Consider the following 14,166-nt stretch of genomic DNA (forward strand, 5'->3'; position numbering starts at 1 on the left):
CGGTGTTTGAGGCGTTATGTGATATTGGAGTTTCGTGAATGAAAGAAGCTGCCAACTCATCAGCGCCTGTGGTGGCCAACTGACCGGTTACCCAGATAACAATCCAGCTCCCTTTATCAAATGGCGCAACTCAACAACTACAAATAATTCCCCTGCCTTAGCGCAGTCAGCAACTCATCCACCAGCACCTCCACCGGCTTGCCGGCGTTGAGCAGATGGATTTCCGGCTGTTCGGGGGCCTCGTAGGCGGAGTCGATGCCGGTAAAGTTGCGGATCTCCCCCGCCCGTGCCTTCTTGTAGAGCCCTTTGGGGTCGCGCTCCTCACAGACAGCGAGCGGCGCATCGACAAACACTTCGATAAACTCGTCCGGCCCCAGGAGGTTTCGCACCAGCTCCCGCTCGGCACGGAACGGCGAGATAAAGGCGGTGAGCACGATAAGTCCCGCATCCACCATGAGTTTTGCCACCTCGCCGACCCGGCGGATATTCTCCTGGCGGGCCGCGTCATCGAAGCCGAGATCGCCGCACAGGCCGTGGCGCACATTGTCCCCATCCAGCAGATAGGTGTGCTTGCCCTCGGCGGCCAGCGCCTGCTCCAGCGCCCCCGCCAGGGTGGATTTTCCCGCCCCCGACAGCCCGGTGAACCAGATCACCAACGGTTTCTGTCCCTTCAATTCGGCCCGGCTCCGTTTGTCGACGGCATGCTGGTGCCACACGATATTACTCATCCTAACTCCTCGATCACTCAGGCTCATCAACATGGGGAAGGAACCAGCGAGCCCCCCACCCTCTCCCTGAGGGAGAGGGAATATTAACCCCCTTCTCCCTCTCTTTTTAGCCAGCGGGAGCAGGGTTGGGGATGAGGGGAAGCGCTTCATCGCGCCCTCTCCCGAGGGAAAGGGCGCTTGGCTCTATTGCTTGCCGCTGTCGTTGCCGATGGCCAGCGCCTGCCAGTGCGGGAAGTGTTTGCGCACCAGGGCGTTGAGCTCTATCTCGAACTCGCTGTACTGCCCCTTAGCCACCTTGGCCGCCAGGCCTTCCACTATCATGCCGGCGCCCACGGTGACGTTGCTCAACCGATCTATCAGGATAAAGCTGCCGGTGTCGCGGATCTCCCGGTATGGGTCGAACGCCACCGGATCGGTCAGGCTCAGCTCGCACAGGCCTATCTCGTTGAGCTTGAGCTCGGAGGCCGCCAGCTCGTCCAGCTTGTTGATCTCGATGCGGTGGCGGATGGCCTCCACCTGACCACGGGTCTTCTTGGTGGCCAGCTTGATGTCATAGACCCGGCCCGGCTGCAGGGACTCCTCCCCCATCCAGACGATATGGGCCAGCACGTTCTGGGTCACCTGGGGTTGCCTTGCGGCATCCACCAGCAGATCGCCGCGACTAATATCGATTTCATCGGCAAAGGTCACAGTGATGGCCTGACCCGGCAGGGCATACTCCAGATCCCCGTCGAAGGTGACGATGCGGGTCACTGTGCTCTCTTTGCCGGACGGCAGCACAGCCAGCTTGTCGCCGACCCGCAGTATACCGGCCGCGAGCGTGCCCGCGAAGCCGCGAAAATCCAGGTTGGGGCGGTTCACGTACTGCACCGGCAGGCGTACCGGATGACGCTCCAGCTCGCGCTCCACCTCGGCATTTTCCAGCAGGGAGAGCAGGGTTTCGCCCTGATACCAGGCCAGCTTGTCGCTCGGGTTGACCACGTTGTCGCCGTCCAGCGCCGAGACAGGCACTATCTGGATGTTGTCAACGCTGAGCTTCTTGGCGAACTCGCGATAATCGGCACTGATGCGCTCGAACACCTCCTGGCTGAACTCCACCAGATCCATCTTGTTGACCGCCACCACGAACTGCTTGATGCCGAGCAGGCTGGCGATAAAGCTGTGGCGACGGGTCTGATCCAGCACCCCCTTGCGGGCATCGATCAATATGATGGCGAGATCGCAGGTGGAGGCGCCGGTGGCCATGTTGCGGGTGTACTGCTCGTGGCCCGGGGTATCCGAGATGATGAATTTGCGCTTGGCGGTAGAAAAATAGCGGTAGGCCACGTCTATGGTGATGCCCTGCTCGCGCTCGGCCTGCAGGCCGTCCACCAGCAGCGCCAGATCCAGCTTCTCGCCCGTGGTGCCAAGCTTCTGGCTGTCGGACTCCAGCGCCTTGAGCTGATCTTCATAGATCTGCTGGGAGTCGTGCAGCAATCGGCCTATGAGAGTGCTCTTGCCGTCGTCCACGCTGCCGCAGGTGAGAAAGCGCAGCAGGCTCTTGTGTTGCTGGGCGTGCAGGTAGGCTTCAATGCCCTGTTCGCTGATGGCGGTCTGAATATGGTTGTTCATTTGCGATTCCTTAGAAATATCCCTGACGCTTCTTCTGCTCCATGGAGCCTGCCTGATCGTGGTCAATCAGCCGCCCTTGCCGCTCGCTCGAGGTGGTGAGCAGCATCTCTTCGATGATCTCCGGCAGCGTGGTGGCATCGGACTCGATGGCCCCGGTCAACGGGTAGCAACCCAGGGTGCGGAAGCGCACCAACTCCTGCTTCACTTCATCTTCAGGGCCTATGGGCATGCGCTCGTCATCCACCATGATCTTGATGCCATTGCGCTCAACGACAGGGCGCACCGCCGCGAAGTAGAGGGGCACTATGTCGATGTTCTCGAGATAGATGTATTGCCAGATGTCGAGCTCGGTCCAGTTGGAGAGCGGGAACACCCGTATGCTCTCCCCCTTGTTGACCTGGCTGTTGTAGACGCGCCACAGCTCGGGGCGCTGGTTCTTTGGATCCCAGCGGTGGGACTTGTCGCGGAAGGAGTAGACCCGCTCCTTGGCGCGGGACTTCTCCTCGTCGCGGCGGGCACCACCGAAGGCGGCATCGAAGCCGTGCTGATTGAGCGCCTGCTTGAGCCCTTCGGTCTTCATGATGTCGGTGTGCTTGCCGCTGCCGTGCACGAAGGGGTTGATCCCCATGGCGAGGCCATCCGGGTTCTTGTGGACGATGAGATCCAGCCCGTACTTTTTGGCGGTCTCATCGCGGAATTTGATCATCTCCTTGAACTTCCAGTCGGTGTCGACGTGGAGCAAGGGGAAGGGGATCTTGCCCGGATAGAAGGCCTTGCGGGCCAGGTGCAACATGACGGAGGAGTCCTTGCCGATGGAGTACATCATCACCGGGTTTTCAAATTCGGCAGCCACCTCGCGGATGATGTGGATGCTCTCGGCCTCCAGCTGCTGCAGATGTGTCAGTCTTTCACGGTCCATGTCGGGGTCCTCGGTTCATTGCTAACGCGCCTGGTCAGGGTGCGGTGTTGGTTCAGATCGGTGCCGCTGTCGCCGCACCGTCAAATCGGTTCTTTGCTCTGCAGACTCACGCCAGGTGCACCAGCTTGAGATCACTGCCATTCAGGTCGCCGGAGCGACCCGCCTCATCGCCACGCGTTTCACCAAACCAGGCCAGCCGGTCGCGCAGGGCAACCACCTCGCCGATGACGATGAGCGACGGGCTCACTGCCTGCTCGGCCAGCACGGCCAGGTCAGCCAGGGTGCCGGTCAGCACGCGCTGACGGGCCGTGGTGCCCCGCTCTATGATGGCGATGGGGGTTTGGCTGCTGCGGCCATGGCTCACCAGCTGCTGCTGAATGTGCTCGGAGCGCATCAGCCCCATGTAGACGACCAGGGTCTGGTTGGTGGTGGCGAGCTGCTGCCAGTCGGGCTCCTTGCCCTCCTGCTGGCAGTGGCCGGTAATAAAAACGGCGCTCTGGGCATGGTCGCGGTGGGTGAGCGGAATGCCGGCATAGGCGGTGGCACCGGCGGCGGCCGTGATGCCAGGAACGACCGAGAAGGGGATCCCCTCTGCCGCCAGCACCTCCAGCTCCTCACCGCCACGGCCGAACATGAAGGGATCGCCCCCCTTGAGCCGCACCACACGGTTGCCTGCACGGGCATGCTCCACCAGCAGACGATTGGTCTCCTCCTGGGGCACGCTGTGGGCACCGGCCTTCTTGCCGACCGAGACCAGTGTCGCATCGCGGCGCACCAGCTCCAGGATCTCCGGGGAGACCAGCTGGTCATAGAGCACCACTTCCGCCTGCTGAATTTGTTGCAGCGCCTTGAGGGTCAGAAGGCCAGGATCGCCGGGCCCCGCCCCCACCAGCGCCACCTCGCCGACCTCGGTCTGGGCCTTGTCGAGCCCTTCGTTCAGCCAAGTCTCGGCGCTCTGCCAATCCTGCTTTTCAATCAGGCTGCCGAGGCTGTTGGAGGCGAAGGCCCGCTCCCAGAAGCGGCGACGGTCGGAAATGGATGAGAGCACCCGCTTGGCCTTGTCGCGCACCCGGCCGGAGAGTTCGGCCAGACCGCCGAGATGGCGGGGCAGCAGACTCTCGAGCCGCTCGCGCAACAGGCGCACCAGCACGGGGGCCTTGCCACCGCTGGAGACGGCGACCATCAGGGGGGAGCGATCTATGATGGAGGGAAAGATGAAGCTGGAGCGCTTGGGGTCATCCACCACATTGACGAACAGACCCAGCTGGTTGGCGCTCTGATAGACGAGGGCGTTGACCTCGAGATCGTCGGTGGCGGCCACCACCAGGATCTGGCCGGTCAGATGAGCCGGGCTGAAACGCTCGACCAGATGGGTGAAACGGCCGGCAAATTCGGCGAATTCGGGTTCAAGTTCCGGGGAGACCAGGGTCAGCCTAGCGCCCGCTGCCAGCAGCAGGCGCGCCTTGCGCAGGGCCACCTCGCCCCCGCCGACCAACAAGACGGGGCGGCCTTCCAACCTGGCAAACATAGGTAAATAATCCATTTCGGCCCATCCCTTGGAACACGACTAATATGGGGCGACTATAGGCAGGGCTGCTTATCCCTCAAAATAATAAAAAATGCTTTTTAATGCGTTTTAGTAATTAGCAAAGCCGTATGATGACAAAGGCGAGCGAACATCCTTGTGGTGCTCGGCGCCAAGCCATAGGCTAGTGAAAGTGTTTCATAAGGAGCTTAATAATGAATGAGTCATTGATTGTGCTGGGGATCTTCGTGTTCCTGGTGATCATCACCCTGAGTGCCGGGATCAAGATAGTGCCGCAGGGCTACAACTGGACAGTGGAGCGCTTCGGCCGCTACACCCGCACCCTCTCCCCCGGTCTCAACCTGCTGATCCCCTATGTGGACAGGGTCGGCCACAAGATCATCATGATGGAGCAGGTGCTGGATATCCCGGCGCAGGAGGTGATCTCCCGCGACAACGCCAACGTCACCATAGACGCCATCAGCTTCGTGCAGGTGGTCGATGCCCGCAAGGGGGCCTATGAGGTCAACGATCTCCCCAGCGCCATCCGCAATCTCACCATGACCAACATGCGGACAGTGCTCGGCGCCATGGAGCTGGACGAGATGCTCTCCCAGCGCGACACCATCAACGAGAAGCTGCTGCGCACCATGGATGCGGCCACCGCCCCTTGGGGCATCAAGGTGACCCGGATCGAGATCAAGGATGTACGCCCGCCGCTGGCGCTGGTGGAAGCCATGAACGCCCAGATGAAGGCCGAGCGCCAGAAACGGGCCGAGGTGCTGGAAGCCGAAGGGGTACGCCAGTCCAAGATACTGAAAGCCGAAGGCGAGAAGCAGTCCCAGATCCTCAAGGCCGAGGGTGAGCGTCAGGCCGCCTTCCTCGCCGCCGAAGCGCGGGAGCGGGCCGCCGAGGCGGAAGCCAAGGCAACTCATATGGTCTCAAAAGCTATAGCGGAAGGGGATATGCAGGCCATCAACTACTTCGTGGCCCAGAAATACACGGAGGCGCTGGCCCGCATAGGTGAAGGCCCCAACAGCAAGATCATCATGATGCCGCTGGAAGCGGGCAGCCTGATTGGCTCGGTCGCCGGCATGGCCGAGCTGTTCAACAAGGACGGCAAGAGTAGCAAGTCATGACAGCCCTGTTCGAGGGGCTGACCCACTGGCACTGGCTGGGGCTTGGCTTCGTGCTGCTGGCCATCGAAGTGATGAGTTCGGTGGGTTTCCTGCTCTGGACCGGCATAGCCGCGCTGGAAGTCGGCTTGATCCTGCTGCTGTGGCCCTTCGGCTGGCAGGCGCAGCTGCTGCTGTTTGCGGTGCAATCCCTGCTCACCACCTGGGCCTGGTGGCGCTGGCAGCACCGGCAGGACAGCTCGGGTCAGGATGCGGCGGCCCCCATCAATGAGCGGATGCAGAGCTATCTGGGCCGTGAGTTGACCCTGCTGGATGATGTGGTGCAGGGAACAAGCCGGGTGCATCTGGATGACACCGTCTGGACGGTGCGCAGCCCAGTGCCGCTCACCGCGGGCAGTCGGGTCAAGGTGGTGGGGGCGGACTCCCATATCCTGCTGGTGGAACCCTTGCCCTGAGGCGAGCGAGTGTCATCACGCACATCCGATAAAAAGGGCTCCACGGAGCCCTTTTTCGTTGCCTTGCCGACCTGCGCCGGCGTGCCTAGAAGGCGTCGCTGTCGAGGGCGGTGCGCAGCAGATCCTTCCAGCTGATGATGCCGACCAGGGCACCATTTTCCAGCACCGGCAGGCAGGAGACGTTCTTCTCCAGCATGATTTTCACGCCGTCGCGCACCGGCAGCTGGGGAGCTATGGTGACGGGGTGGCGACTCATGATCTGGTGGGCGCGCCGATTGAGGGTCTCGGTATCTCGGCTCATCTCGGCCTCGGAGTCGAGGTAAGGGCTGATGGCGCGGAACAGATCCCGATCCGAGATGACCCCCACCAGCTCCTCTTCCTCCAGCACCAGCAGGTGACGAAAGTGAGCCTGCTCGAAGATATCCTTGATGACAGTGAGCCTGTCGTCCATGGAAACTGTGGCGACCCGGGTCGTCATTATGTCCCTGATAAGCATGCTAACCTCCCCAACCCTGGCTGATTTCTCTGTTATGGCATGTTTTTGCCCCCCCAGCCAGTGGGAGCCCCCCACCTCAAGTGCAAATCTGCGCCATTTCACGTAAGATCCGCGCCAGTTTTTCTCCTCCATTTGAGCAAGCAGACCCCATCCATGATAGTTGCCAGTCAAATCGAACTGATCCGCGGCGGCCGCAAGCTGCTGGACAACGCCTCCGCCACCATACACCCGGGCCATAAGGTGGGCCTGGTGGGTAAAAACGGCTGTGGCAAGTCCACCTTTTTTGCACTGGTACGGGGCGAGCTGGCCATCGACAGCGGCAGCTTCAGCCTGCCCGCCGGCTGGCAGATCGCCGGCGTCGCCCAGGAGACGCCGGCCCTTGACTGCTCCGCGCTGGAGTACGTGATCGACGGCGACAAGGAGTTCCGCTCGCTGGAGGCCCAGCTGGCCCAGGCCGAGCTGGATGACAACGGCATCCTGGTGGCCGAGCTGCACGGCAGGCTCGACACCATAGGCGCCTACAGCATCCGCGCCCGCGCCGCCGAGCTGCTGCACGGTCTGGGTTTCAGCGACGATCAGCTCGCGTCACCCGTCAGGAGTTTCTCCGGTGGCTGGCGCATGCGCCTCAACCTGGCCCAGGCGCTGCTCTGCCGCTCCGATCTGCTGCTGCTCGATGAACCGACCAACCACCTGGATCTCGATGCCGTCATCTGGCTGGAGAAGTGGCTCAAGGGCTATCAGGGCACGCTGGTGCTGATTTCTCACGACCGCGACTTCCTCGATTCGGTCATCAGCCGCATCATCCATATCGAGAACGGCAAGCTGAACGAATACACAGGCGGCTACTCCGACTTCGAACTGCAGCGCGCCGAACAGCTGGCCCAGCAGCAGTCCATGTACGAGAAGCAGCAGCGGGAGGTGTCCCACATGCAGGCCTATGTGGACCGCTTCCGCTACAAGGCCTCCAAGGCCCGCCAGGCCCAGAGTCGCCTGAAAGCCATGGAGCGGATGGAGAAACTCCTGCCCGCCCACGCCGACTCCGAGTTCAGCTTCGAGTTTCGCGAGCCGTCGGCCCTGCCGACTCCGCTCATCGCCATGGAGAACCTCAGCGCCGGTTACGGCGACAAGGTGATCCTGGAGAAGATAAAGATGAACCTGGTGCCGGGTTCGCGCATCGGTCTGCTCGGTCGCAACGGCGCCGGCAAGTCCACCTTCATCAAGATGCTGTCGGGCTCCAATCCCCCCTTGTCGGGCAAGCTGGAGGTGAGCGCCGGGGTCAGCATAGGCTACTTCGCCCAGCATCAGCTGGAGACACTGCGCCTCGATGATACCCCGCTCGACCATCTGGCCCGCCTCGCGCCGGACAAGTCCGAGCAGGAGCTGCGCAACTATCTGGGCAGCTTCGGCTTCCACGGTGACAAGGCGCTCGACAAGGTAGCCCCCTTCTCCGGCGGCGAGAAGGCGCGGCTGGTGCTGGCCCTGGTCACCTGGCAAAAACCGAACCTGCTGCTGCTGGATGAACCGACCAACCACCTGGATCTGGAGATGCGCCACGCCCTGACCATGGCGCTGCAAGGCTTCGAGGGCGCCATGGTGGTGGTCTCTCACGACCGGCACCTGCTGCGCACCACCACGGATGACTTCTATCTGGTGCACGGTGGCCGGGTCGAAGCCTTCGACGGCGATCTGGACGACTACCACAAGTGGCTCGGCGAGCAGGAAAAAGAGGCCAACGCCAAGCCAAGCGACGGCATCATCTCCGCCAACTCGGCGCTGGCGCGCAAGGATCAGAAGCGGCGCGAGGCGGAGTTCCGGCAAGCGACCCGCCCCCTGCGCCAGAAGCTGGAGAAGCTCGAAGCCAGCATGGAGAAACTGCAGACCCGGCTGGCCGCGGTGGAAGAACAGCTGGCCGATCCCGCCATCTACGAAGAGAGCGCCAAGAACAAGCTCTCCGAACTGCTCAAGTCCCAGGGCCCCATCAAGGAGGAGCTGGAAGGGGTGGAGCTGGAGTGGATGAGCCTCTCAGAGGAGCTGGAAACCATGGAGCAGGCCTTCTTTGCGTGACGAACAGCTGATGGCGGCCGAGCGGGTCGCTGTGCACGAACTGCCGACGCCGCTGGGCTTCTGGCACTGGAGTGGCAAGGTCTATGGCGAGCGCAGCCAGGACTGGCTGACCGTGCAGGCGCAGGGCGGCAACGTCAATCTGGCGCTCTTGCTGCACCGGCTGGATCAGACCGATATCCAGGTCGACCTGATCGATCTGCAACCTGCGCTGGTGCAGACCGAAGCGGTACTGACCCCCTGGCGTACCCTGCGCCAGAGCGCCAAGTCGCGGCTGGATGAGGAAGAGTATCAGGCCATGCTGGCCCACGAGCTGGAGCTGGAACGGCTGCAGCAGGGCGTCCTGCTGCAGACGCTGCGCAGCCTCACCCTGTTTCGGGGCAAGAGCCACAATTTGTTGAACTATCTATCGTTACTGGGGGCTCAGCAGGGCCCCCTCAGAGATCTAATATGCTGAGTTATCGCCACGCCTTTCACGCCGGCAACCACGCCGACGTGCTGAAACATACCGTTCAGGCCCTGATCATCGAGTCCCTCAAGAAGAAGGAGAAACCCTTCATAGTGCTGGACACCCATGCCGGCGGCGGTCTCTACGACCTGCGCGGCGACTGGTCCCAGAAGAAGGCGGAATACGCCGACGGCATAGGCCGGCTGTGGGATGAGCGGGCCCAGTGGTCTACCATGGCCCCCTATCTCGGCGTCATCGAAGAGATGAATCAGAACGGCGAGCTGCACTACTACCCCGGCTCCCCCGAGCTGTCACGCCGCCTCGCCCGCGAGCAGGACAAGCTGGCGCTGATGGAGCTGCACAACAACGAGGTGGAAGACCTGCGCGCCAACATGGGCTACGACCCTCGCGTCGCCGTCCACCACCGTGATGGTTTCGAGGGGTTGGTAGCCCTGCTGCCACCGACCCCGCGCCGCGGACTGGTACTGATCGACCCACCCTATGAGCTCAAAGAAGATTACTTCGCCGTGGTCGATACCCTGAAAAAGGCGCAGAAGCGCTGGGCGACCGGCATCTATGCGCTCTGGTATCCCATCCTGGGTCAGGAGGCGGATAAATCCCGCGACATGCTGCGCGCCATCAAGCGGGAGAACTTCGGTAACGTCCTGGTGGCCGAGCTGGAAGTGGCCGGTCAGACCGCCGATTGGGGCATGAACGGCTCAGGCATGCTGATAGTGAGCCCCCCCTGGATGCTGGCCGAGCAGATTGAAGCCTTCTTGAAACCCTTGTGCGCCAAACTGGCCCAGGGCGCCGGTGCCCAGTACAAGGTCGAGTGGCTCAACAAGGCCGAGGATTAATCCCCGCGCCCACGCAGCAACCGAGCTTAAAAACAAAAAGCCCCATCATGGGGCTTTTTCTATTGGTGCGGTGGCCTGTGTTTGTGCGACAACCGGTGCAGCCCTTATGCGCGGGCGGGCAGATCCTGTTTCAGCGCCAATATCAGCAAGGCCAATATGGCAAAGGGCGGTGCCAGGCAAAGCAGCACGCACAGGAAGGTGATGAGCACGGGATGCCGACTCTTGCGACGGGCCAGTCGCTAGGCAAGGACGCCGACGATGATCATCAGCAGCAAGATGAACTGCCCAAACAGGGTCGAGTTGATCGTCATGAAATCTCCTTTTTCATGGCAAAAGCCATGTCTAGCGGTGTGACGGCCTTAGGCAAGGCCTCATCATGGTGGCAGATCCATCCCCCTTGATAGGTTCTCCCTATCCAATCATTAGATGAGAATAATTTTCATTTGATGTCATTCTGGCGGATACTGCTGTCATCACCAGAGGGAGCCACCATCATGAAAAAGACCATCAGCTTTGCCGCCCTGCACTTCATCGTGGCCTTTACCCTGGCTTACCTGCTGACCGGTGAGCTGCTCACCGCCAGCCTGATCGCCCTGATAGAGCCCGCAGTCAACACGGTCGCCTTCTACTTCCACGACCTCGGCTGGCACAAATTCAAGCCCAACCACAGCCTGCAGGCCAAGACCAGCAGCTTCGCCCTGGTGCACTTCTCGGTGGCCTTCGGTGTCGCCTTCCTGCTGAGCAGTGAGCTGCTCACCGGCGGTGTCATGGCCATGCTGGAACCCGCCGTCAATACCGTCGTCTTCTTCTTCCATGAGCGACTGTGGCGTACCCGCCAGCGCCTGGCGCTGGCCTAAGTCCGGGCCTGCACCGGATCCGCTCTGCCAACCGGGGTCACCAAGTGTGAAAAAGCGCTCGGCGGCCCCGTCTCATTGTGCTCTAGTAGCCGGGTATCCCACTCTTTTTGCTGGAGTCTTTCCGATGAACAAGCTGCTGCTCGGCCCCCTTCTCTTTGCCCCTCTGCTGACCTATTCCGCCACCCCTTCCTTTGATTGTGCCAAGGCAGCCGGCGCGACCGAAACCCTGATCTGCAAGGATGCCGCGCTGGCGGCACTGGATAACGAGCTGGCCGCTCTCTATCCCAAGGCGCTCGCCAACCTCTCCCCCGAACAGCTCAAAACCGAGAAGGCCATGCAGCGCGGCTGGATCAAGGGTCGCAACGACTGCTGGAAGGCCAAGGATCTGCGCCAATGCGTGGAGGAGAGCTACCAGCAGCGGATCACCGAGTTGCAGATAAAAGGCGGTCAGCTGACGGTACCGACGCCGGTCGACTACCAGTGCGGCAAAAACGTCACCCTCTCCACCTACTTCTATAACGATGCCAAGCTGCCCGCCGCCGTGATCAACCTGAGCGAAGGGGATAGCCAGCAACAGGTGCTCGCCTATGAAACCCCCAGCGCCAGCGGCGCCCGTTATGAAGGCCAGAACCTCAGCCTCTTCACCAAGGGAGACGAGGCCAGCCTGGAGCGTTACGACCAGCCGACACTTAGCTGTACCGAGATCCCGACCAAGGGCAACTGACCGCCATACGGGGGCCGCCAGCAAGCGGCCCCCTTGCCGACCACAATCGCGCCCCCGCTATGCCAGAGAGTGGCCAGCCATCCAGAGTCACTCGCTAGCGCAGCCTTTCGAAAATGCCTCCCACAGCTCCCCGCCATCTATCGACAAAGCCGCCTGATTTATTAATTTGTTGATCCTGCCCAGAAATCTTCCATCTCGTCCTTCCCCTCCACACCACGCCAGCTAACATACCCGATTGGCAACAAACGCCTCGTCGGAGTCACCCATGAGCCCTGCCAACCCTCACCTCTTGGTCAAAAGCAGCACACTGGAAGCTGAAATCCAGTGCGGTAGCCATGCTATGGGCTTGCCAATCCCTTCTGGTCACACCAAGCGCTGACTCATCCACAACATGCAAAGCAAGGTGGTGTATGGAAACACAAACACTGCATCGCGGTCGGCTGTTCGACCATATCCAGCTGGTGGTGAAAGACTTGGCCGCCAGCCAGCGCTTTTACACCGCCATCCTGGCCACCCTCGATATTCCCATGGGTGGCACGGGTGATGGCTACTTCTGGGCAGACGAGCTGTTTGTCACCTCGGTCGATAGCCCGGCTGCGCTCGGCGTACTGACCGGTCGCCATCATCTCGCCTTTCAGGCACAGGACAGGGCCATGGTGGATCGTTTCTATCAGGCCGCGCTGGCCCACGGCGGCCAGGATAACGGCGCCCCCGGCGAGCGCAATTATCACCCCGGCTACTACGCCGCCTTTATGCTCGATCCAGACGGCAATAATATCGAAGCTGTTTATCACGGTGAGGCAAAGCGCAGTGCTGGATCGGTGGAGATTCGGTTTTAGCAAGAAGGAAGAACATCTATGATTAGAAGGCCTGTTTATTGTGAATACCCTAATGAAATTATTTCTCTTCTTTGTGCACGAACGTAATGTCAGAATCAAAGATGAGATAACACAAATGTACTTATATAACAGAGAGCCACTAATTTATTAATACTAAAAAATTAATAATCACAAAGAAATAATAAGTACACTAAAGACCATGCTATTGTATTGGTATCGATTTCAATCTAGTCACTATCAACTAAAAAAAGTGAGAGCATGAGTAAAGAATCCACTATTGGTTTATGGGTAAGCATAATTGCAGGTGTTTTTGGTGTTTTTTGGAGTGTTTATATTTATTGGGAACCACTGGATGATAAGTTGACAAATTCAAGAGATTTCTTAGGGATTTGGCAGACAGAGTATAGCTATAAAATCACTAATGGCACTACAACTGTTCGAGGGACAACAGAGTATTTCAAAAGTGGGATGTATAACTTTACAGGAGTTATTATAAACTCGATGAGCAATCACCTGGGTACTGTGAAGGTTATGTATGATGTTGATGGGGCAGGGACGTGGAAAAATGACGCAAATAACCTCTACATTACATTGGCTGACTCAAAGTCTTACCCTCGTCACCTAGAAGTCGATGGTAAGCAGATTGACCTTAATGAACATATTTTTAGGGAGATAGTTCCAAAGCTTGAGTCATTTTTACCAAAAAATACTTCAGAGCAATATCTCATCGTAGAGAAAAATTCTAAAAAAATCACTTTCGAACTTGATGATCCATTTGGTAAAAATTTTCCCATGGTTATATGGAAAGTGGATAAGAAGTATCAGAGGCAATAGCTTAACTAAATACGGTTCAAAGGTGGGCATGAAATTAGATGAAAAACAGCAACTTTAAAGATATTATCGTTAATAACTCAGAGGTAGTTCTCGACTATATATTAGAAGATGGTCTTTTAAAAGATATACCAATAATTAACAATTTAGTTAGTCTTTATAATATTCAGACAACCATTAGCGATAAGATCTTTTATAGAAAGATAGTCAGCTTTTACGAGGCTTTTTCTAGTGTAAATCGGGCGCATTTTGTTAAGTGGAATAGTTGGGCTCTAGAAAACACTGAGTCTTCTGAAAAAATTGCAAGTACTCTTGTACTACACATTGACTCTCAGCATGAGCTTATTAAATGTAAGATTATTGGTCACATATTCAGAAAATTAGTGGAAGAAAAAATAACTTTTAATGACTTCGAGGCTTACCTTTATGTTATTTCAATGTGTTCCGTTAGTGATTTAAAGAAACATTGTGTAGAGGGTGGTGATCTGTCATCTTCTACGGCAGCATCTTTATCTCAAAGATTGCAGTTTGTCGGCTTTTACTGTTTTACTCCAGAATCACTGAGCCACAATGACAAACTCGAGTACGAAATTACTAATAGTGGTTGTGACTTCATAGCGTTAATGGAAGGGTTTAGTTGGTGAAAACCAAATTCCAATACATGGCTCAAGAAAACGGT

15 protein-coding genes and 1 pseudogene are annotated in these 14,166 nt (G+C 58.6%); 10 read left to right on the forward strand and 6 right to left on the reverse strand.

Annotation, left to right across the window (positions count from 1 at the left end; all coding sequences use genetic code 11):
* Window positions 1–137: 137 nt before the first annotated feature.
* From cysC to cysG, 4 genes are all read right to left on the reverse strand, one after another.
* A complete protein-coding gene (gene cysC / locus AACW87_RS02970; protein WP_241326513.1) occupies window positions 138–728 on the reverse strand; it encodes an adenylyl-sulfate kinase in 591 nt (196 codons plus the stop codon).
* Window positions 729–911: 183 nt separating this feature from the next.
* The gene (gene cysN, locus AACW87_RS02975; protein WP_241326514.1) at window positions 912–2,339 is read right to left on the reverse strand and encodes a sulfate adenylyltransferase subunit CysN; all 1,428 of its coding nucleotides are present in this window, start codon (window positions 2,337–2,339) and stop codon (window positions 912–914) included.
* Window positions 2,340–2,349: 10 nt separating this feature from the next.
* Complete coding sequence (gene cysD / locus AACW87_RS02980) at window positions 2,350–3,258, reverse strand: sulfate adenylyltransferase subunit CysD (protein WP_042869482.1); 909 nt, start codon at window positions 3,256–3,258, stop codon at window positions 2,350–2,352.
* A gap of 106 nt (window positions 3,259–3,364) precedes the next feature.
* A complete protein-coding gene (cysG, locus tag AACW87_RS02985; RefSeq protein ID WP_241326515.1) occupies window positions 3,365–4,801 on the reverse strand; it encodes a siroheme synthase CysG in 1,437 nt (478 codons plus the stop codon).
* A 197-nt stretch (window positions 4,802–4,998) separates the two neighbouring features.
* Between cysG and AACW87_RS02990 the strand changes: the two genes are divergently transcribed.
* Window positions 4,999–5,922, forward strand: coding sequence for an SPFH domain-containing protein (locus tag AACW87_RS02990; protein ID WP_043138703.1), 924 nt, complete (start codon window positions 4,999–5,001; stop codon window positions 5,920–5,922).
* The gene (locus AACW87_RS02995; RefSeq protein ID WP_042869488.1) at window positions 5,919–6,374 is read left to right on the forward strand and encodes an NfeD family protein; all 456 of its coding nucleotides are present in this window, start codon (window positions 5,919–5,921) and stop codon (window positions 6,372–6,374) included. Before AACW87_RS02990 ends, AACW87_RS02995 begins: the two co-directional genes overlap by 4 nt.
* 85 nt (window positions 6,375–6,459) lie before the next feature.
* Here the strand turns inward: AACW87_RS02995 and AACW87_RS03000 are convergent, their stop codons facing one another.
* Window positions 6,460–6,870 (reverse strand): CBS domain-containing protein, encoded by a 411-nt coding sequence (locus AACW87_RS03000; protein WP_241326516.1) that lies wholly within the window; start codon window positions 6,868–6,870, stop codon window positions 6,460–6,462.
* Between the two features lie 153 nt (window positions 6,871–7,023).
* Between AACW87_RS03000 and AACW87_RS03005 the strand changes: the two genes are divergently transcribed.
* The 3 genes from AACW87_RS03005 to AACW87_RS03015 are packed head-to-tail and all read left to right on the forward strand — an operon-like array spanning window position 7,024 to window position 10,236.
* Window positions 7,024–8,934 carry an ABC transporter ATP-binding protein gene (locus tag AACW87_RS03005; RefSeq protein WP_241326517.1) on the forward strand — a complete coding sequence of 637 codons (1,911 nt, stop codon included), beginning with the start codon at window positions 7,024–7,026 and terminating at the stop codon, window positions 8,932–8,934.
* Window positions 8,927–9,388, forward strand: a complete 462-nt coding sequence (locus AACW87_RS03010; RefSeq protein WP_241326518.1) for a DUF2390 domain-containing protein — start codon at window positions 8,927–8,929, stop codon at window positions 9,386–9,388. Before AACW87_RS03005 ends, AACW87_RS03010 begins: the two co-directional genes overlap by 8 nt.
* Complete coding sequence (locus tag AACW87_RS03015; RefSeq protein ID WP_241326519.1) at window positions 9,382–10,236, forward strand: 23S rRNA (adenine(2030)-N(6))-methyltransferase RlmJ; 855 nt, start codon at window positions 9,382–9,384, stop codon at window positions 10,234–10,236. The genes AACW87_RS03010 and AACW87_RS03015 overlap by 7 nt, the downstream gene beginning before the upstream one ends.
* Before the next feature lie 104 nt (window positions 10,237–10,340).
* Here the strand turns inward: AACW87_RS03015 and AACW87_RS03020 are convergent.
* A pseudogene (locus AACW87_RS03020) lies at window positions 10,341–10,547 on the reverse strand (hypothetical protein).
* A 183-nt stretch (window positions 10,548–10,730) separates the two neighbouring features.
* Between AACW87_RS03020 and AACW87_RS03025 the strand changes: the two are divergent.
* The 5 genes from AACW87_RS03025 to AACW87_RS03045 all read left to right on the forward strand — a co-directional run bounded on the left by AACW87_RS03025 (window position 10,731) and on the right by AACW87_RS03045 (window position 14,131).
* Entirely contained in the window at window positions 10,731–11,093 is a 363-nt protein-coding gene (locus AACW87_RS03025) for a DUF2061 domain-containing protein (RefSeq protein ID WP_241326520.1), read from the forward strand.
* Between the two features lie 124 nt (window positions 11,094–11,217).
* On the forward strand, window positions 11,218–11,817 hold the full coding sequence (locus tag AACW87_RS03030) for an MliC family protein (RefSeq protein ID WP_241326521.1): 600 nt from the start codon (window positions 11,218–11,220) through the stop codon (window positions 11,815–11,817).
* Between the two features lie 410 nt (window positions 11,818–12,227).
* Window positions 12,228–12,656 carry a VOC family protein gene (locus AACW87_RS03035; RefSeq protein WP_241326522.1) on the forward strand — a complete coding sequence of 143 codons (429 nt, stop codon included), beginning with the start codon at window positions 12,228–12,230 and terminating at the stop codon, window positions 12,654–12,656.
* Window positions 12,657–12,914: 258 nt separating this feature from the next.
* Window positions 12,915–13,490, forward strand: coding sequence for a hypothetical protein (locus AACW87_RS03040; RefSeq protein ID WP_241326523.1), 576 nt, complete (start codon window positions 12,915–12,917; stop codon window positions 13,488–13,490).
* Between the two features lie 38 nt (window positions 13,491–13,528).
* On the forward strand, window positions 13,529–14,131 hold the full coding sequence (locus AACW87_RS03045) for a hypothetical protein (protein WP_241326524.1): 603 nt from the start codon (window positions 13,529–13,531) through the stop codon (window positions 14,129–14,131).
* Window positions 14,132–14,166: the final 35 nt, after the last annotated feature.

This window comes from Aeromonas sp. MR7 (genome assembly GCF_963899385.1).
In the GTDB taxonomy this organism is placed as follows: Bacteria; Pseudomonadota; Gammaproteobacteria; order Enterobacterales; family Aeromonadaceae; genus Aeromonas; species Aeromonas bestiarum.